General features: G+C 69.4%; 14 protein-coding genes and 4 tRNA genes. 9 read left to right on the top strand and 9 right to left on the bottom strand.

The window, feature by feature from the left end:
• From ACFVYN_RS34240 to ACFVYN_RS34230, 3 genes are all read right to left on the bottom strand, one after another.
• On the bottom strand, positions 1 to 1,744 hold a 1,744-nt coding region (locus tag ACFVYN_RS34240; RefSeq protein ID WP_390005769.1), incomplete at its 3' end, for a DEAD/DEAH box helicase.
• 265 nt (positions 1,745 to 2,009) lie between these two features.
• Entirely contained in the window at positions 2,010 to 2,537 is a 528-nt protein-coding gene (locus ACFVYN_RS34235) for a hypothetical protein (RefSeq protein ID WP_390005768.1), read from the bottom strand.
• A gap of 88 nt (positions 2,538 to 2,625) precedes the next feature.
• Positions 2,626 to 2,976: a metallopeptidase family protein gene (locus ACFVYN_RS34230; RefSeq protein ID WP_390005767.1), complete on the bottom strand. Its 351-nt coding sequence runs from the start codon at positions 2,974 to 2,976 to the stop codon at positions 2,626 to 2,628.
• Between the two features lie 84 nt (positions 2,977 to 3,060).
• Here ACFVYN_RS34230 and ACFVYN_RS34225 point away from each other — a divergent pair, with 84 nt between their 5' ends.
• The 7 genes from ACFVYN_RS34225 (at position 3,061) to ACFVYN_RS34195 (ending at position 9,819) form a co-directional block, all read left to right on the top strand.
• Positions 3,061 to 4,656, top strand: a complete 1,596-nt coding sequence (locus ACFVYN_RS34225) for a metallophosphoesterase (protein ID WP_390005765.1) — start codon at positions 3,061 to 3,063, stop codon at positions 4,654 to 4,656.
• 81 nt (positions 4,657 to 4,737) lie between these two features.
• Positions 4,738 to 4,810, top strand: a tRNA-Glu gene (locus tag ACFVYN_RS34220).
• 38 nt (positions 4,811 to 4,848) lie between these two features.
• Positions 4,849 to 4,923, top strand: a tRNA-Asp gene (locus ACFVYN_RS34215).
• A gap of 24 nt (positions 4,924 to 4,947) precedes the next feature.
• Positions 4,948 to 5,021: transfer RNA gene (locus ACFVYN_RS34210), tRNA-Phe, on the top strand.
• A 133-nt stretch (positions 5,022 to 5,154) separates the two neighbouring features.
• Complete coding sequence (hrpA, locus tag ACFVYN_RS34205) at positions 5,155 to 9,129, top strand: ATP-dependent RNA helicase HrpA (RefSeq protein ID WP_390005764.1); 3,975 nt, start codon at positions 5,155 to 5,157, stop codon at positions 9,127 to 9,129.
• A gap of 94 nt (positions 9,130 to 9,223) precedes the next feature.
• Positions 9,224 to 9,298 (top strand) — tRNA-Asp (locus tag ACFVYN_RS34200).
• A gap of 320 nt (positions 9,299 to 9,618) precedes the next feature.
• Positions 9,619 to 9,819, top strand: coding sequence for a DUF6274 family protein (locus ACFVYN_RS34195; protein WP_390005762.1), 201 nt, complete (start codon positions 9,619 to 9,621; stop codon positions 9,817 to 9,819).
• A gap of 381 nt (positions 9,820 to 10,200) precedes the next feature.
• On the opposite strand, the gene bldC is transcribed toward ACFVYN_RS34195, so the two are convergent.
• Together bldC and ACFVYN_RS34185 are read right to left on the bottom strand one after the other, a co-directional pair.
• A complete protein-coding gene (gene bldC / locus ACFVYN_RS34190) occupies positions 10,201 to 10,407 on the bottom strand; it encodes a developmental transcriptional regulator BldC (protein WP_003949541.1) in 207 nt (68 codons plus the stop codon).
• A gap of 514 nt (positions 10,408 to 10,921) precedes the next feature.
• Positions 10,922 to 11,764: a hypothetical protein gene (locus ACFVYN_RS34185; RefSeq protein ID WP_390005761.1), complete on the bottom strand. Its 843-nt coding sequence runs from the start codon at positions 11,762 to 11,764 to the stop codon at positions 10,922 to 10,924.
• A 222-nt stretch (positions 11,765 to 11,986) separates the two neighbouring features.
• On the opposite strand from ACFVYN_RS34185, the gene ACFVYN_RS34180 reads away from it, so the two are divergent.
• Both ACFVYN_RS34180 and ACFVYN_RS34175 read left to right on the top strand, forming a co-directional pair.
• The gene (locus tag ACFVYN_RS34180; protein ID WP_390005760.1) at positions 11,987 to 13,087 is read left to right on the top strand and encodes a Leu/Phe/Val dehydrogenase; all 1,101 of its coding nucleotides are present in this window, start codon (positions 11,987 to 11,989) and stop codon (positions 13,085 to 13,087) included.
• A 281-nt stretch (positions 13,088 to 13,368) separates the two neighbouring features.
• A complete protein-coding gene (locus tag ACFVYN_RS34175; RefSeq protein WP_352391842.1) occupies positions 13,369 to 13,617 on the top strand; it encodes a DUF3073 domain-containing protein in 249 nt (82 codons plus the stop codon).
• A gap of 73 nt (positions 13,618 to 13,690) precedes the next feature.
• Here ACFVYN_RS34175 and purM read toward each other — a convergent pair whose 3' ends face one another.
• The 4 genes from purM to ACFVYN_RS34155 are packed head-to-tail and all read right to left on the bottom strand — an operon-like array spanning position 13,691 to position 18,047.
• Positions 13,691 to 14,755, bottom strand: a complete 1,065-nt coding sequence (gene purM / locus ACFVYN_RS34170; RefSeq protein WP_390005759.1) for a phosphoribosylformylglycinamidine cyclo-ligase — start codon at positions 14,753 to 14,755, stop codon at positions 13,691 to 13,693.
• Positions 14,756 to 14,800: 45 nt separating this feature from the next.
• Positions 14,801 to 16,330 carry an amidophosphoribosyltransferase gene (gene purF, locus ACFVYN_RS34165; protein WP_390005757.1) on the bottom strand — a complete coding sequence of 510 codons (1,530 nt, stop codon included), beginning with the start codon at positions 16,328 to 16,330 and terminating at the stop codon, positions 14,801 to 14,803.
• Positions 16,331 to 16,387: 57 nt separating this feature from the next.
• Complete coding sequence (locus tag ACFVYN_RS34160) at positions 16,388 to 17,218, bottom strand: META domain-containing protein (RefSeq protein WP_390005755.1); 831 nt, start codon at positions 17,216 to 17,218, stop codon at positions 16,388 to 16,390.
• Positions 17,219 to 17,249: 31 nt separating this feature from the next.
• A complete protein-coding gene (locus ACFVYN_RS34155) occupies positions 17,250 to 18,047 on the bottom strand; it encodes a sterol carrier family protein (RefSeq protein ID WP_390005754.1) in 798 nt (265 codons plus the stop codon).
• Positions 18,048 to 18,305 lie beyond the last annotated feature (258 nt).

The following is an 18,305-nucleotide window of genomic DNA, read 5'->3' as shown; positions in this document are numbered from 1 at the left end:
CACGGTTGAACCCGCCCGAGGAGCGGTCGTCACGGCGCTCGAAGGAACGGCCACCACGGTCGTCCCGACGGTCGTCACGGCGGAACCCGCCACGCTCGCCGTCCCGGCGGTCGCGGTTGAACCCACCCGAGGAGCGGTCGTCACGACGCTCGAAGGAACGGCCACCACGGTCGTCCCGACGGTCGTCACGGCGCTCGTAGTTGCCCCGCTCGTCACGGCGCTGACGCGGCTGCTCGTACGCGGGGCGCTCGGCGGGCTGCTCGGCGGCCACGGCCTCGGCCGCAGCCTCCGTCTCCTGGGCCACGGTGGCCTCGGCGACGGCGGCGACCGCGGCCTCCGGGTCCTCACCGCGCTCACGGGCGGCGCGGGCGACCAGGCGGTCGGCCTCCTCGCGCAGCTCGGTCGCGCGGCGCTGCGCCCGCTCCAGCTCCTTGGTGAGCTGGGCGACCTCGCGCTCGGCCTGCTGAGCCACGTTGACCGCGGACTCGGACTGGACCTCGGTCATCGAACGGGCGCCGGTGATCTCGGCGACCTCGGGCTCGAAGGCCGTACCGGAGTTGATGATGTGACGCCCGGCGTCGACGCCCGCGTCCTCCATCAGCCGGAAGATCTGGCGGCGCTGGTGCGGCAGGGACAGGGATACGACCGTGCCGGTGCGGCCCGCGCGAGCGGTACGCCCTGCGCGGTGCAGGTAGTCCTTGTGGTCACCGGCGGGGTCGACGTTCAGGACGAGGTCGATGCCGTCGACGTGGATGCCGCGGGCGGCGACGTCGGTCGCGACGAGCGCGTTGACGTAGCCCTTCTTGAAGTCCTCCAGCACCCTGGTGCGCGCGCCCTGCGTCATACCGCCGTGCAGCGCGTCGGCCTTCACACCGGAGTCGCACAGCTGCTCGGCGATGCGGTCGGCGCCCAGCTGGGTGCGGACGAAGATGATGGTGCGGCCCTTGCGGGAGGCGATGGCCGCGGTGACCGGCGCCTTGTCCTTGGGCTTCACGATCAGGATGTGGTGCGACATGGTCGTGACGTTGCCCTGGGCACTGTCGACCTCGTGCGTGACCGGGTTGCTCAGGTAGCGCTTGACCAGGGTGGAGATCTCGTTCTCCATCGTGGCCGAGAACAGCATCCGCTGGCCGCCGGCCGGCACCTGGTCGAGCAGCTCGGTGACCTCGGGCAGGAAGCCCAGGTCGGACATCTGGTCGGCCTCGTCGATGACGGCGACCTCGATGTCCGCCAGGGAGCAGGCGCCGCGGTTGATGAGGTCACGCAGCCGGCCCGGAGTGGCGACGAGCACGTCGACACCGCGCTCCAGGGCGTAGATCTGGTTGCTCATGGACGTACCGCCGCAGACGACCTTCATCTTCAGGCCGAGGACGTCGCCGTAGGGCTGGAGAGCGTCCGCGACCTGCATCGCGAGCTCACGGGTCGGGGTGAGGATGACGGCGCGCGGCTTGTGCTTCTCGGTGCGGCCGCCGGAGAGGCGGGCCAGGGTCGGCAGACCGAAGGAGAGGGTCTTGCCGGAGCCGGTGCGGCCACGGCCGAGGATGTCCTTGCCGGCCAGGGCGTCCGGGATGGTCGCGGCCTGGATCGGGAAGGGGGTGGTCACGCCGTTCTGGGCGAGCTTGCGCACAACGCCCTCGGGGAGACCGAGGCTCTCGAAGGTGACTTCGGGAGTGGTGGCCTCGGTGACGTCCTCGGTGCCCTCGTTCTCGGGCACGACGACGTGATCAGTACTGGAAATGGACATGCGTATGCGAAACCTTCCGGAGTCTCGTCGGCACGCGCCCGTCAACTCCGTGATTCGCAATACGACCGCCTCAATGCGGTCAGCCACGGTAAGGGGAGAGAACGCGCCACACGGCGCTCTTCTGCTTTGGCGCCGGGCAAATGATCAAACGATCTATAACCATACGCACCCATCACCCCCGAAGGCAAACCGATCCCCTCGTATGTATCCGAGGTCACTCCGGACCTTCACAGGGGCCCTTCGCGGGGTCCTTCCACGGGGTCCGTCACACCGGCGATCCGGCGGTGGGCGCCGGTTCCCGCTGGCTCAGCTGCGTCCCCGTCCCCGTCTCCGGCTGCGCGGAGGAGGACGGCTCGGCGGGCGGCGGCGACGGCGTGGGAGAGGCGGGCGGCTCGCTCGGCGCCGGCGGCTCCGGGTCGGGCGTACGGGTGGGCGCCGGGTCGATCCTGGTCGTCGAGGGCACCGGCTGCACCGAACTCCCCGGCTTCACCCCCACCGGGGCCGACGCGCCGGCTCCCGCCGAGGCGGACACCGACGGCGAGGCCGAGCCCTTGCCGTCCTTCCCCTTGCCGTGCCTGCCGTGCTTGCCGTCCGAACCCGTCCCGTCGAGCCCCACGGAACCGCCCGAGGCAGCGGACCCGCCGTCCGGTGCCTCCCCGGCCCGGTCACCGGCGGAGCGGGACGGCTTCGCGCCGCCGCCACCGTCGTCCCCGCCCACGCTCATGCAGCCCGCTGCGGCGGCGACGGCCATGACCGTGGCGGCCAGACGGACGGGTACGTACAAGGGGCGCACGAGCAGCCACCTCCGAGGGCGGTCGTCAAAGAGTCAACCTGCCCAACTCCCGCCGCCCACAAGAGGACACGCGCCCCGTTCGAAACCCTCACCCGTACCCGAGCGAGTGCAGCCGCGCGTCGTCGATCCCGAAGTGATGGGCGATCTCGTGCACGACCGTCACCTCGGTCTCCGCGACGACCTCCTCACGGGAAGCACACATCCGCAAGGTCGGCCCCCGGTAGATCGTGATCCGGTCCGGCAGCACCCCGGCGTACCACTCGCCCCGGTCGGTCAGCGGGGTGCCCTCGTAGAGCCCGAGCAGCTCGGGATCGTCCGCCGGCGGTTCGTCCTCGACGAACACCGCGACGTTGTCCATCAGCCGCGTCAACTCCGGCGGAATCCGGTCCAGCGCCTCGGCGACCAGTTCCTCGAACTCCTCGCGCGTCATCTCCAGCACACGCCCATTCTCCGGTACGGGCCATCCGTACGAGAGCCTTGAGCACGCCGCATATCCGCGGGCGGACTTGGGCATACGGGATCAATGGCCCGCGTCCCCGCCGCAGTCCTGAACGTCCGGAGCATCCTGAACACCCTACGAAGGCCCCCGCGAGCCCTCGCCCGCCAGTACGGCAGGCGCCGATCCCACCCGTCCGTCGAGCTCGTCCACCAGCCGCACCCCTGGGCCCGCGCCCTCGGCCTGGTCGCCGTCGTCCTGCTGGGCGCCTGGCTCGGTCTGCTGATCGTCGGCAACGTCCGGGTCCCGGTCGGCCCCATGAACACCACGATGACCCTGCGACCGTCCCTGACCGGCGGCACGAAGATCAACATCTCGCCGCTCGGCGCGCTCCAGCTGGACAGCCACCAGGCGCCGGTCCGCCTCGACGTCAACGTCGACCAGCTCGACCCGGAACGCTCCCAGGCCCTCGTCGACCACCCCGAGCGCCTCTCCGGCCTCCAGGACGAGGTCGCCACGGACGTCGAGCACGGCACCCTCGACCTCGCCCTGCGCTCCTGCGTCGCCGTGGTGGCGGGCGCCACGGCCCTCGGCCTCGCGGTCTACCGCCGCCCCCGCCGGGCCATGGCCGCCGGCGGCCTCGCCCTGACCCTCCTCGCGGCCTGCGGCGGCACGGCCTACGCCACCTGGAACCCGGAATCCGTCCTGGAGCCGAAGTTCTCGGGGCTGCTCTCCTCCGCACCCTCCCTGGTCGGCAACGCGCGCAGCATCGTCACCGAGTTCGACGTCTACCAGAAGGAGTTGGCCCGCCTGGTGACCAACGTGACGAAGCTCTACGACGTCACGTCCACGCTCCCCGCCTACCAGCCGGACCCCACCACCATCCGGGTCCTGCACGTCTCGGACATCCATCTGAACCCGGCGAGCTGGAAGATCATCGCCTCGCTGGTGGAGCAGTACAAGGTCAACGTGATCGTCGACTCCGGCGACACCATGGACCACGGCACGGCGGCGGAGAACGGCTTCCTCGACCCGATCCCCGACCTCGGCGCGCCGTACGTCTGGGTCCGCGGCAACCACGACTCCCTGACCACCCAGCGCTACATGGAGGGCCTGAAGCGGGTCCACGTCCTGGACAACGGCAAGGCCGAGACGATCGCCGGACTGCGGTTCGCCGGCATGGGCGACCCCCAGTTCACCCCCGACCGCTCCACGAACCCGGGGGCCGACGAGTCCCAGGAGGCGGCCGGCGACCGCCTGGCCGCCGCCCTGCGCGCACAGCGGGCCGCGGGCACCCCGGTCGACCTCGCGATCGCGCACGAGCCCTCGGCGGCCCGCGAGGTCGACGGCGAGGTCCCGATGATCCTGTCCGGCCATCTCCACCACGAGGAGATGGAGGTCATGAAGAAGGGCACGCGGCTGCGCGTCGAGGGCTCGACGGGCGGCAGCGGGCTGCGGGCCGTCGAGGGCAAGTACCCGGACCCCATCGAGGCCTCGATCCTCTACATGGACCGTGACACCCGCCGCCTGCAGGCCTGGGACGAGATCAGACTCGGCGGCCTCGGCCTCACGACGGCGGAGGTCAGCCGCCACCTCCCACAGGACAACCAGCCGGGGGCTACCCCCTCCCCCACGGGTTCGGGCACGGGCTCCTCCACGGCCTCGCCCACGGGCAGCCCCTGAAACCGTTTTGGCGATACCTCCCGGCATCCCATATGCTTCTCACGTCCCCGACGCGCTGAGAAGCGCCCAGGCGGGCCGATAGCCCTCATCGTCTAGCGGCCTAGGACGCCGCCCTTTCAAGGCGGTAGCACGGGTTCGAATCCCGTTGGGGGCACGCATTACCGTGTGCGACACTGTTCGTGCACAACGCTTGGTCCTGTGGAGCAGTTTGGAGTGCTCGCCACCCTGTCAAGGTGGAGGCCGCGGGTTCAAATCCCGTCAGGACCGCTGAGGTTTCCCCGGAAGCCTCGCGGCTGGGTAGCTCAGTTGGTACGAGCGACCGCCTGAAAAGCGGTAGGTCGCCGGTTCGACCCCGGCCCCAGCCACAGCACAGACCCCGATCCCCGGATCGGGGTCTTGTTGTATGTGCCGTGACAGCGGCCCCCTGGGCCGTGACACCCACCCCCGGGACAAAACCGTTCGCCAGTAATTTCCCGAGGATGAGATCCTGGATCGCGTATGTCTACGCACCCTGCCCCCGCCCCCGGCACCTCCGCCCCCGGCACCCCCGCCTTCGGGGAACTCGCCGCCCGCCTGACCGAGCTGTCCCTGCGTGACGCGCACCGGCTCGGGCGCAGGCTCGAAGGCGCGCGCAAGATCCGCAAGCCGGAGGCGCGCGCCGCCGTGCTGGCCGAGATCGAGGCGGAGGTCGGCAAGGGCGAGGAGCGCGTGGGTGCCCGCCGTGCTCGGGTGCCCGCCGTGTCGTATCCCGAGCAGCTTCCGGTCAGCCAGAAGAAGGACGACATCGCGGCCGCCATCCGTGATCACCAGGTCGTGATCGTGGCCGGTGAGACCGGATCCGGCAAGACCACCCAGATCCCGAAGATCTGCCTGGAGCTCGGCCGGGGTGTCAAGGGCATGATCGGGCACACCCAGCCCCGCCGGATCGCCGCGCGTACCGTCGCCGAGCGGGTCGCCGAGGAGCTGGACACCCCGCTGGGCGAGGCCGTCGGCTGGAAGGTGCGCTTCACCGACCAGGTGAACCCGGACGCGACCTTCGTGAAGCTGATGACGGACGGCATCCTGCTCGCCGAGATCCAGACCGACCGCGAGCTGCGTGCCTACGACACGATCATCATCGACGAGGCCCACGAGCGGTCCCTCAACATCGACTTCCTGCTGGGGTACCTGGCCCAGCTGCTGCCGAAGCGCCCCGACCTCAAGGTCGTCATCACCTCGGCGACCATCGATCCGGAGCGGTTCTCCCGGCACTTCGGGGACGCGCCGATCGTCGAGGTCAGCGGCCGTACGTACCCGGTGGAGGTGCGGTACCGGCCGCTGCTGGAAGACGACTCGGACGACTCCGACCGCGACCAGATCACCGCGATCTGCGACGCCGTGGAGGAGCTCCAGGGCGAGGGCAAGGGCGACATCCTCGTCTTCCTCTCCGGTGAGCGGGAGATCCGGGACACCGCGGACGCGCTGGAGAAGAGGCAATACCGCTTCACCGAGGTGCTGCCGCTGTACGCCCGGCTCTCGCACGCCGAGCAGCACCGCGTGTTCCAGCAGCACACCGGGCGCAGGATCGTTCTGGCGACCAACGTCGCCGAGACCTCCCTCACCGTCCCGGGCATCAAGTACGTCATCGACCCCGGCTTCGCCCGCATCTCCCGCTACAGCCACCGCACCAAGGTCCAGCGGCTGCCCATCGAGCCGGTCTCGCAGGCCAGCGCCAACCAGCGCAAGGGCCGCTGCGGCCGTACCTCCGACGGCATCTGCATCCGCCTGTACAGCGAAGAGGACTTCAACGCCCGTCCGGAGTTCACGGACGCCGAGATCCTGCGGACGAACCTCGCCTCCGTCATCCTGCAGATGACCGCGGCCGGCCTCGGCGACATCGAGAAGTTCCCCTTCATCGACCCGCCGGACCACCGCAACATCCGCGACGGCGTGCAGCTGCTGCAGGAGCTCAACGCCCTTGATCCGGCGCAGAAGGACGCGCGCAAGCGGCTCACCGAGACCGGCCGCAAGCTCGCCCAGCTGCCCGTCGACCCGCGCCTCGCGCGCATGGTCCTGGAGGCCGACAAGAACGGCTGTGTCCGCGAGGTCATGGTCATAGCCGCCGCGCTCTCCATCCAGGACCCGCGCGAACGCCCGGCCGACAAGCAGACCCAGGCCGACCAGCAGCACGCCCGCTTCAAGGACGAGACCAGCGATTTCCTCGCCTACCTCAACCTGTGGCGCTATGTCCGTGAGCAGCAGAAGGAGCGCGGCTCGTCGTCCTTCCGCCGGATGTGCAAGCAGGAGTACCTGAACTTCCTGCGCATCCGCGAATGGCAGGACATCTACACGCAGTTGCGGACCGTCGCCAAGCAGATGGGCATCCACCTCAACGAGGAGGACGCGGCCGACCAGTCCGTCCACGTCTCCCTCCTCGCCGGACTGCTGTCGCACGTCGGTATGAAGGACGTGAAGGACGGCAACAAGAACGAGTACCTCGGCGCCCGGAGCGCCAAGTTCGCGATCTTCCCGGGCTCGGCGCTCTTCAAGAAGCAGCCGCGTTTCGTGATGTCGGCGGAGCTGGTGGAGACCTCCCGCCTGTGGGCCCGCGTCAACGCGAAGATCGAGCCGGAGTGGGTCGAGCCCCTGGCCGAACACCTGCTGAAGCGGACGTACTCCGAACCGCACTGGGAGAAGGACCAGGCCGCGGTGATGGCGTACGAGAAGGTCACGCTGTACGGCGTGCCGATCGTCGCCCAGCGCAAGGTCAACTACGGCCGTATCGACGCGGAGACGTCCCGCGAGCTGTTCATCCGCAACGCGCTCGTCGAGGGCGACTGGCGTACCCACCACAAGTTCTTCGCCGACAACCGCAGACTCCTCAGCGAGGTCGAGGAGTTGGAGCACCGGGCGCGGCGCCGGGACATCGTGGTCGACGACGACACCCTGTTCGACTTCTACGACCAGCGGGTGCCCGAACACGTGGTGTCCGGGGCGCACTTCGACTCGTGGTGGAAGCACAAGCGGCACGAGGAGCCGGAGTTCCTGGACTTCGAGCGGGAAATGCTCATCCGGGAGTCGGCGGAGGCGGTCACGAAGGACGCCTATCCCGACTCCTGGCGGCAGGGGCCGCTGAAGTTCCGGGTGACGTACCAGTTCGAGCCGGGGGCGGACGCGGACGGTGTGACGGTCCACATCCCGCTCCAGGTCCTGAACCAGGTGAAGGACGAGGGCTTCGACTGGCAGATCCCGGGCCTGCGGGAGGAGCTGGTGACGGAGCTGATCCGTTCCCTGCCCAAGCCGATCCGCCGCAACTACGTGCCGGCACCGAACTTCGCGAAGCGGTTCCTCGATACGGCCGTCCCGTTGCAGGAGCCGTTGACGACCACCATGGCGCGTGAGCTGAAGCGCATGGTCGGGGTGCCCTTCGACGCGGAGGACTTCGACTGGGCACGCATCCCGGACCACCTCCGCATCACCTTCCGGATCGTCGACGAGCGGCGCCGCAAGCTGGCCGAGGACAAGGACCTGGAGTCCCTGCGCCTGAAGCTGAGGCCGAAGGCACGCGAGGCCCTCTCGCAGGCGGCGGCAGCGACCGCGTCCCGCGAGGGCGGGGAGTCCCTGGAGCGCAAGGGCCTGACGGACTGGACCATCGGCACGCTCACGCGCGTCTTCGAGACCCGCCGGGCCGGCCAGCCGGTGAAGGCGTACCCGGCGTTGGTGGACGACGGCGACACCGTCTCCGTCCGCCTCTTCGACACGGAGGCGGAGCAGGCCGAGGCGATGTGGAAGGGCACGCGGCGGCTGATCGTGCGCAACATCCCGGTGAGCCCGGCGAAGTTCGCGTCCGAGAAGCTGACGAACCCCCAGAAGCTGGCCCTGTCGGCGAATCCGCACGGCTCGATCCAGGCCCTGTTCGAGGACTGCGCGACGGCGGCCGCGGACAAGCTGATCGGGGACTTCGGGGGGCCGGCGTGGGACGAGGAGTCCTACCGGAAGCTCTACGACAAGGTGCGCGCCGAGATCGTCGACACCACGGTCCGTACGGTCGGGCAGGTGCAGCAGGTGCTCGCCGCCTGGCATGCCTGTGAGCGGCGTCTGAAGGCCGTACGGAGCCCGGCGCTGCTGGCGAACCTGGCGGACGTACGGGCCCAGCTGGACGCGCTGGTGAAGCCGGGGTTCGTGACGGCTACGGGACTGCGACGCCTGCCCGACCTGATGCGCTACCTGGTCGCGGCGGACAGGCGTCTCCAGCAGATGCCGACGAACGTCCAGCGGGACACGACCCGTATGGAGAAGGTCCACGAGATGCAGGACGAGTACGCCTGGCTCCTGGAACAGCTCCCGCAGGGGCGGCCCGTGCCCCAGCAGGTCCTGGACATCCGCTGGATGATCGAGGAACTGCGGGTCAGCTATTTCGCCCACGCGCTCGGCACGGCGTACCCCGTCTCCGACAAGCGGATCGTGAAGGCGATCGACACCCTGGCCCCGTGACGGCCCCTGCACGGAGGGTGAGTTCGACCAGGACCCGCCAGCTCCTGTACAGTCCTTCTCGCAGCGCAACGCACCAGTAAGCGCCGCGAAACCTGGTCCTGTGGAGCAGTTTGGAGTGCTCGCCACCCTGTCAAGGTGGAGGCCGCGGGTTCAAATCCCGTCAGGACCGCAGTGAGAAGAAGGCCCGCCTCCCGGCAACGGGGCGCGGGCCTTCTTCATGCATCGCCCCCCTGCCGAGGAGAGGCCGCGCCCGCGGCGAAGCCGCAATCAGACACAGCAAATCCCGTCAGGACCGCAGTGAGAAGCAAGGCCCGCATCCCGGCAACGGGGCGCGGGCCTTCTTCGTATGTGTGCGCCGGGCCGGGTGATCCCAGTGCCGAACTACGGGCCACCGCGCCCCCCGTGGGGCCACACGCCATCTTGACGGCGTCTCCGAGCCCGAGTACCCAGAAACCAGGCCCCCGTTCCAGCGGAGCCCGGAGGTGGCGTATGGCGGCATCGGTCAGGCACGAGACGCGGGCGTTGCTGCGTGCGCACCTGGCGGCCGCGTCGTCGTATCGGCATCTGACCCGCCACTGCGCGATCTGCCACCGCCTGTTGCGGCTGGCGATGGACTCCGGACCGGCAGCCGGCTCACCACCGGAGGAGCCCGTGACGGACGGAACCCCCTCCCCGGCGAAACGCCTTTAGCGCACCGGGCCCGACGGCAACAAGGACTCTGGCATGTGACGGGAGTCACCGCATGAGTTTTTGAAACCGTGGAACTTACTGCTCACTTACAACAGGTCAATTTAATATGTGCAATTGCACTCCTGTTCGCACGTCACCCAGGGGCTGCCTCACAGGAGATCCGACACCCCTCCCCAGACTCCGACAAGCCCGCTCACAGGGCCGCCGTACGCCCACACTCCGCGCACAAAAAAGATCGCGCTGGACTCGGCGGAGTCCAGCGCGATCGACGACGAGGTGGAGAATGGGCCCTGTTGGGGCAGGACCCGCGTCGCTTGGAGCCGGTGTCCGGACGCCGCAGCCGGCTGGGGGGCCGACCGGTTTGCCCGGTTATTCAGTTGTTCAGGCCTCGCTGCGCTGCTGCGGGATGCCCGCGAGCAGAGCGCGGACCTCAGCCTCGCGGTAACGGCGGTGCCCGCCGAGCGTACGGATCGACGTGAGCTTGCCAGCCTTCGCCCACCGCGTGACCGTCTTCGGGTCCACGCGGAACATCGTGGCGACCTCAGCCGGGGTCAGCAGCGGCTCGGCATCAGGGGTGCGAGCGGTCATGAGCGGCCTCCTCGGGAGAACCGAACCTTCTCGGTTCTTTCCTCTAAATTCTGCACCTTGACCCGCGTTGCCCGAAATGGCGGATGCGGGTCGAGTCGGTTATAGGACGAACGGCTTGTCCTCGGCACTACAACTACACCATCTGTCCAGCCGCGTCGGCCAAACCGATGGAATTGCCCCCCAGGTGTTCATCGGCGACGGAAGCCGATGGACCATGCCATAGCGGACAGTCACACCCCTGTGACGATCAGTCACAGGGGTGATCAGGAGTCATCAGACCCCCCAAAGCGGAACCTCCCCCGGGCCCCTTGTCCTATTTTGGCATGAGGAGGGGCAAGAGATGCAAGAGCCGGGTACGTGCGGTCCATCACGCTTGACACTCCGTGAGGCGTACGCCCGGATCGAAACCTACGTCCCTTGTCGATGAGACTTCAGGGGAAGTTGAACACCTTGAGCCAGGACGAAACCCCAAAACGGGCGTCAGGTCAAACGCCTGTTCGTGACCTGGCGCACATCAGTTCGCCGAGCGACGGTCCCTGACGGCCCGCCAGCGCTCCACGAGCCGCCCGTAGGCCTCACCCGCCGTGACCCCGTCACCGTGCCTGAGCGCCTCGATGCCCTCGGCCACGTCCGCCGCCGAGTGGTCGTCCTCCAGCTCGCCCGGCGGGAGCACATGCACAAGGCCGCCGTAGTCGAGCTCGACCAGCGAGCGCGGGTGGAACTCCTCCAGCCAGCGCCCCACGTCGATCAGGCCGTCGATGAGCGGCCCTTCGTCGACGGAGTCCTTCAGGGCCCGCAGAGCCCGCGCCACGCGCCGCCGGGCCTGCACCATGGGCGTGCGGTAGCGCAGCATCGGCGGGATCTCGCCGGACCCCTTGTCGAAGCGCCGCTCCTCGTCGGAGACGAGTACGAACCAGTTCACCGGCACCTGCCACGTCGCGGTGCGGATCCAGGGCCGGGCGTCCGGGTTGCGGGCGAGCCAGCGCTCGTAGTCCTGGGCGGTCTGGCGGCGTACGACCTCGGGCAGCACCGCGTCCAGGACCGGCCCCGGCAGCTCCTCCCCGAGCTCCTCCAGGGCCAGCCAGCCGCGCAGCCGGGTGCGCCAGGGACACACGCACACCACGCCGTCCACGTCGAGCACGAAGGCGTCGCTGCTCTCGTGCACCGGCACCGGGACGGGCGGGGTGGGCAGCAGGTCGGCCAGGGAGCGGCGCAGCTCGTCCTGGTACGAGGGACGGTCCGGGCGGCGGGCATAACGCGCCCAGTGGCTGCGCTCGGGCTCCGGGAAGGCGGCCAGCGGCTCGTACACGCGCAGATAGGTCGCGTACGGGACGGTCACCGAGGACACCTTGGGCACGCCTGCTCTCTCCCCCGCCGCCTGCCGGGAAAACCTGCGAAACCCGCACACGAAACGCGCGGGAAACTATGCAAATCGTCGCACGCCCGCACCCCGCGGGAAGGTGATCCTGAGCACTGCACGGTCAGGGGCCGCCCCAGGCCCTAATCTCGTGCCCACAGGCCCCGCCACCCTTACGGGCGCCTGTGTCCCATCGCCGCAATGGACCCAGGAGTCACCACAGTGACCGACGTAACCGGCGCCGCTGCCGACGTGCTGCACACCCTGTTCCACTCGGACCAGGGCGGTCATGAGCAAGTCGTGCTCTGCCAGGACCGCAAGAGCGGCCTCAAGGCCGTCATCGCCCTCCACTCCACCGCGCTCGGCCCCGCCCTCGGCGGGACGCGCTTCTACCCGTACGCGAGTGAGCAGGAGGCCGTCGCCGACGCGCTGAACCTCGCGCGCGGGATGTCGTACAAGAACGCCATGGCCGGGCTCGACCACGGTGGCGGCAAGGCCGTGATCATCGGCGACCCCGAGCGCGACAAGAGCGAGGAACTGCTCCTCGCCTACGGCCGTTTCGTGGCCTCGCTCGGCGGGCGCTACGTCACCGCGTGCGATGTCGGCACCTACGTGGCCGACATGGACGTCGTCGCCCGTGAGTGCCGCTGGACGACCGGCCGCTCCCCCGAGAACGGCGGCGCCGGCGACTCCTCCGTCCTCACCGCCTTCGGCGTCTACCAGGGCATGCGGGCCAGCGCCGCGCACCTGTGGGGCGACCCGTCGCTGCGCGGCCGTACCGTCGGCGTCGCGGGTGTCGGCAAGGTCGGCCACCATCTGGTCGAGCACCTCCTGGAGGAGGGCGCCCAGGTCGTGATCACCGACGTACGGCAGGACGCAGTGGGGCGGATCGCCGAGCGGCACCCCTCCGTCGCCGTCGTCGCCGACACCGACGCGCTGATCCGGACAGAGGGCCTGGACATCTACGCCCCGTGCGCGCTCGGCGGGGCGCTCGACGACGAAACCGTGCCCGCACTGACCGCTCGGATCGTCTGCGGCGCCGCCAACAACCAGCTCGCCCACCCGGGCGTCGAGAAGGACCTCGCCGACCGCGGGATCCTCTACGCGCCGGACTACGTGGTGAACGCCGGCGGGGTCATCCAGGTCGCCGACGAACTGCACGGGTTCGACTTCGAGCGGTGCAAGGCGAAGGCCGCGAAGATCTACGACACCACGCTCGCAATCTTCGCACGTGCGAAGGAGGACGGGATTCCGCCGGCCGCCGCGGCCGACCGGATCGCCGAGCAGCGCATGCACGAGGCGGCCGTGAAACCGGCGCTCTGACGTTTGAGCGGTACCCGTCGGCGCACTCTTGGAGAGAACTCTCACGTTCGTCGGCGGGTCGGCCGCGAAGAAGTGGTTAAAATCGCCGTTGACCAGCGAGGACGGGACTCTTCGCGGGACCTGGGTGCGGGCACGTGGTGCGGGCGACGTACCGTATGGCCGTGGGCTCAGGTACCGTGGAAGCCCTACGGACCGGTCTCTCTGCGGAGAGCCCGTTCCAGATCATGAACGCGTGTCAAGACTCTGGGGCCACCGAGCCCCGTATCCGAGGGGGTCGAGCCATGGGGCGCGGCCGGGCAAAGGCCAAGCAGACGAAGGTCGCCCGCCAGCTGAAGTACAGCAGCGGCGGGACTGATCTGTCGCGTCTGGCCAATGAGCTGGGCGCTTCGACTTCGAGCCAGCCGCCGAATGGCGAGCCGTTCGAGGACGACGAGGAAGACGACCCGTACGCCCAGTACGCGGATCTCTACAACGACGACGGGGACGAGGACGACGAGTCCGGCCCCGCGTCTCAACGCCGCGGAGCTTGACGACCCAGCTGTGCGTAACCCGGTCCGGGGTGGTCCACACCACCGGACCGGGTTTTGCGCTGCCTGTCGGTTCCTAGGCGTAGTCGCCGACCAGCTCCGCACCCGTGGTGTGGTCGCCGCGATCCGTGATCTCGCCCGCGACCCATGCCTCGACCCCGCGGTCGGCCAGGGTCGCCAGGGTGACGTCCGCCGACTCCTCGGGGACGATCGCGATCATGCCGACGCCCATGTTCAGGGTCTTCTCCAGCTCCAGGCGCTCGACCTGACCCGTCCTGCCGACGAGGTCGAAGACCGGGCCCGGGGTCCAGGTGGTGCGGTCCACGATCGCGTGCAGCCCGTCGGGGATGACGCGGGCCAGGTTGGCCGCCAGACCGCCGCCGGTGACGTGCGAGAAGGCATGCACCTCGGCCGTGCGGAGCAGGGCCAGGCAGTCCAGCGAGTAGATCTTGGTGGGCTCCAGGAGCTCCTCGCCGAGGGTCCGGCCGAGCTCGTCGATCCGGGCGTCCAGGGCGAGGCCCGCCTGGTTCAGGAGCACATGCCGGACCAGCGAGTACCCGTTCGAGTGAAGACCGGAGGCCGCCATGGCGACGACGGCGTCACCCTTACGGATGCGATCCGCGCCGAGCAGCCGGTCGGCCTCCACGACGCCCGTACCGGCGCCTGCGACATCGAAGTCGTCCGGGCCGAGCAGACCTGGGTGCTCGGCCGTCTCGCCGCCCACCAGGGCACAGCCGGCGAGCACACAGCCCTCGGCGATGCCCTTGACGATCGCGGCGACCCGCTCGGGGTGGACCTTGCCGACACAGATGTAGTCGGTCATGAACAGCGGCTCGGCACCGCAGACCACGATGTCGTCCATGACCATCGCGACCAGGTCGTGGCCGATGGTGTCGTAGACGCCCAGCTGGCGCGCGATGTCGACCTTGGTGCCGACGCCGTCGGTGGCGGAGGCGAGCAGGGGACGCTCGTAGCGCTTGAGGGCGGAGGCGTCGAAGAGGCCGGCGAAACCGCCGAGGCCGCCGAGGACCTCGGGGCGCTGCGTCTTCTTCACCCACTCCTTCATCAGCTCTACGGCGCGGTCGCCCGCCTCGATGTCGACGCCCGCGGCTGCGTAGCTGGCACCAGTTGTCTCAGACATGGCAGTAGAGAACCTTCGTGTCGTACGGCAGGTATGGCGGGCTGTCTACGGGCGACGGATCGCGTCGGCCGCGGCCGTGGCGGCGGGCCCTGCGGCCAGCTCGGTCTCCAGCAGCTGCTTGCCGAGCAGCTCCGGGTCGGGCAGATCCATCGGGTACTCGCCGTCGAAGCAGGCACGGCACAGGTTCGGCTTGGCGATGGTGGTCGCCTCGATCATGCCGTCGAGGGAGATGTACGCCAGCGAGTCGGCGCCCAGCGAGGTGCCGATCTCGTCGATGGTCATGCCGTTGGCGATGAGCTCGGCGCGGGTGGCGAAGTCGATGCCGAAGAAGCAGGGCCACTTCACGGGGGGCGAGGAGATCCGGATGTGGACCTCGGCGGCGCCCGCCTCGCGGAGCATGCGGACCAGGGCGCGCTGGGTGTTGCCGCGCACGATCGAGTCGTCGACGACGACCAGACGCTTGCCCTTGATGACTTCCTTGAGCGGGTTCAGCTTCAGGCGGATGCCGAGCTGGCGAATGGTCTGCGAGGGCTGGATGAACGTACGGCCGACATAGGCGTTCTTCACCAGACCCGCGCCGAAGGGGATTCCGGACGCCTCGGCGTAGCCGATGGCCGCCGGGGTGCCGGACTCCGGGGTCGCTATGACGAGGTCGGCCTCTACGGGCGCTTCCTTGGCGAGTTTGCGGCCCATCTCCACGCGGGAGAGGTACACGTTCCGGCCGGCGATGTCGGTGTCGGGGCGCGCCAGATAGACGTACTCGAAGACACAGCCCTTGGGCTTCGCTTCCGCGAATCGGGAGGTGCGCAGGCCGTTCTCGTCGATGGCGACGAACTCGCCCGGCTCGATCTCGCGCACGTAGGCGGCGCCGCAGATGTCGAGGGCGGCGGACTCGGAGGCGACGACCCAGCCGCGCTCCAGGCGGCCGAGGACCAGCGGGCGGATGCCCTGCGGGTCGCGGGCGGCGTAGAGGGTGTGCTCGTTCATGAAGACGAGGGAGAAGGCGCCCTGGACCTGGGGGAGGACCACGGGAGCGGCCTCCTCGATGGTCAGGGGCTTGCCGTCCTCGTCGACCTGGGCCGCGAGGAGCGCGGTGAGCAGGTCGGTGTCGTTGGTGGCCGCGACGCGGGTCGAGCGGCCATTGGTGTCCTTGGGCAGGTCGGCGACCATCTCGGCGAGCTGCGCCGTGTTGACCAGGTTGCCGTTGTGGCCGAGCGCGATGGAACCGTGCGCGGTGGCACGGAAGGTCGGCTGGGCGTTCTCCCACACGGAGGCGCCGGTGGTCGAGTAGCGGGCGTGACCGACCGCGATGTGACCCTGGAGCGAACCGAGCGAGGTCTCGTCGAAGACCTGGGACACGAGGCCCATGTCCTTGAAGACGAGGATCTGTGAGCCGTTGCTGACCGCGATTCCCGCGGATTCCTGGCCTCGATGCTGGAGGGCGTAGAGCCCGAAGTAGGAGAGCTTGGCGACCTCTTCGCCCGGAGCCCAGACACCGAAGACGCCACAAGCGTCCTGGGGGCCCTTCTCACCGGGGAGCAGGTCGTGGTTGAGTCGTCCGTCACCACGTGGCACGGTTCCGAGTGTAGGCGAGATCGACCACTGGTCCGAATTCGCGGAGAGTGGGCTTTCTTACTCCGCGCGGGCCGTGACGCTCTCGCCGGGCCCCTTGGTGATCTTCAGGGAATCGCGTTCCTGCTGGTAGGAGACCTTGCCAGAGAGGATTTCGGCGAGGTGGCGCTCGGTCTTCATCACCGGTCCCGAACACATCATGCGCGTGGTCGCGAGGGGCCCGAAGTCGATGGTGCGGTCCTTGACGGTCGCCTTGTCGTGGAAGGTGTTGCAGCCGAGGCTGCCGGTGACGGTGTTGTTCTTGGTGAGGATGAGATAGGCGTTCTCGCCGAGGGACCAGCGGGTGCCCTTCAGGGCGGGCGGCTTCTCCTCGCGCAGGGTGATGGTGTCGTCCTGCGGGCTGGTCAGGGTGAGCGTCTGGGAACCCGGGGGCCCGTCCAGGCGGGCCCTGAGGTCGTTGTCGAAGACGTCGACGAACTTCTGCTCGAACTCCCCTACGGCACCTGGGCAGCCCATCAGTGTCATGACGAGGTCGGAGACCTTCACGGTGTCGCCCTCGATGGCCACGTCGACGCCGATGCTGTTGCAGCCCACGGAACCGCCGGACTCACCACCGTCGCCGTCCGGCTCGGCGGTTGTCGGCTCGAAGATGATCTGGGCCTTGTGCCGGGCACCCTTTGCGGGCAGGACGTAGTCCTTGCCGTCGACGGTGACCTTCTTGGGCACCCAGGAGACGTCCTCGACGGCGGAGAGGTCCTGGGTCGAGATCCCCGCGGGCTCCGTGCCACAGGCGACCAGGACGGTGGTCCCGGCCAGGGCCGCGGCCGCGTACTTGGCGCATGCCGTCCGCTTCGTCGTGCGCTGTGTCGTCCGCTTCGTCGTCCGTTTCATGGCTCTTTGACGCACGAGCCCCGTGAAGGGTTCAGCTCATCAGCGGGAGCAGCCCGCCCAGGTCCGCCCGCTCCCCGCTCGCGCTGACCTTGGCCGCCTCCAGCGCGTCGTTCCAGCTCAGCCTTCCGGTGGCGAGCCGGATCCAGGTCAGCGGGTCGGTCTCGACGACGTTCGGCGGGGTGCCCCGGGTGTGCTTGGGCCCCTCGACGCACTGCACGACGGCGTACGGCGGGATCCGCACCTCGGTCGAGCCGCCGGGCGCCTTCGCGGCCAGGGCGTCGGCGAGCAGGCGGGTGCAGGCGGCGAGCGCCTGACGATCGTAGGGAATGTCCAGGCCAGGGACGGCGGCGCTGAGGTCGTCGGTGTGGACGACGAGTTCGACGGTGCGGGTGACGAGGTAGTCGGCGAGGGGCATCGCGCCGGCGTTGGTCTCCAGGAGCCGGGTGCCGGGGTGCGTGTCCAGCAGCTCGGTCAGGGTCCGGTCGATGTCGTCGAGGTAGATGCCGAGGTCGGGGTACCGCTCGGCGAGGCCGCGGGTGAAGTCGGCGATGGCCGCGGAGCTGGCGGCGGTGGCGAAGGGCCAGTCGAGGATGTGCGCGTCCTGCCGCGCGGGCTCGGGCCGGTCCAGGCTCCGGTGGACGGCCGTGACCGCCATCCCGATGTGCGCGACCAGCTCCCGCACGGTCCACTCCCCCAGCCGCGTCGGCAGCGCCAGCTGCTCGGGAGTCAGGGTGCGTACGGCCTCGCGTACGTTTCCGAGCTGGGCCTGCACGGCCTTGCGGATCTTGACGGAGTCGTAGGCGCGGGCGCGCTTTCTGGCCGTGGGCATGGCGGTGAGCCTAGTCGGCGCGGAGGGCGGAGGAGAGGGGAGAGGTGATCTTCGCGCAGTGCCGCCGGACGGCGGCGCCGGACTGACGGCCCGGGCCGCGCTGTGGGCACCGCGGCTGCTCAAGTCCCCTGCCACACCGGGCACTTCGGAGCCTCGCCCCCCAACCGGTGGTGGCGTGACGAAGGCCCCGCCCGTCGGAGTGACGGATGCTGTTGGTAAATCCGGGGCCTGCGTGACGACGGCCTGTGTGACCCCGTT

The sequence above is a fragment of the Streptomyces sp. NPDC058307 genome, from assembly GCF_042880295.1.
GTDB lineage: Bacteria > Actinomycetota > Actinomycetes > Streptomycetales > Streptomycetaceae > Streptomyces.
The sequence above is the reverse complement of the archived record's forward strand: the minus strand, read 5'-3'. Positions and strand labels throughout refer to the sequence as shown.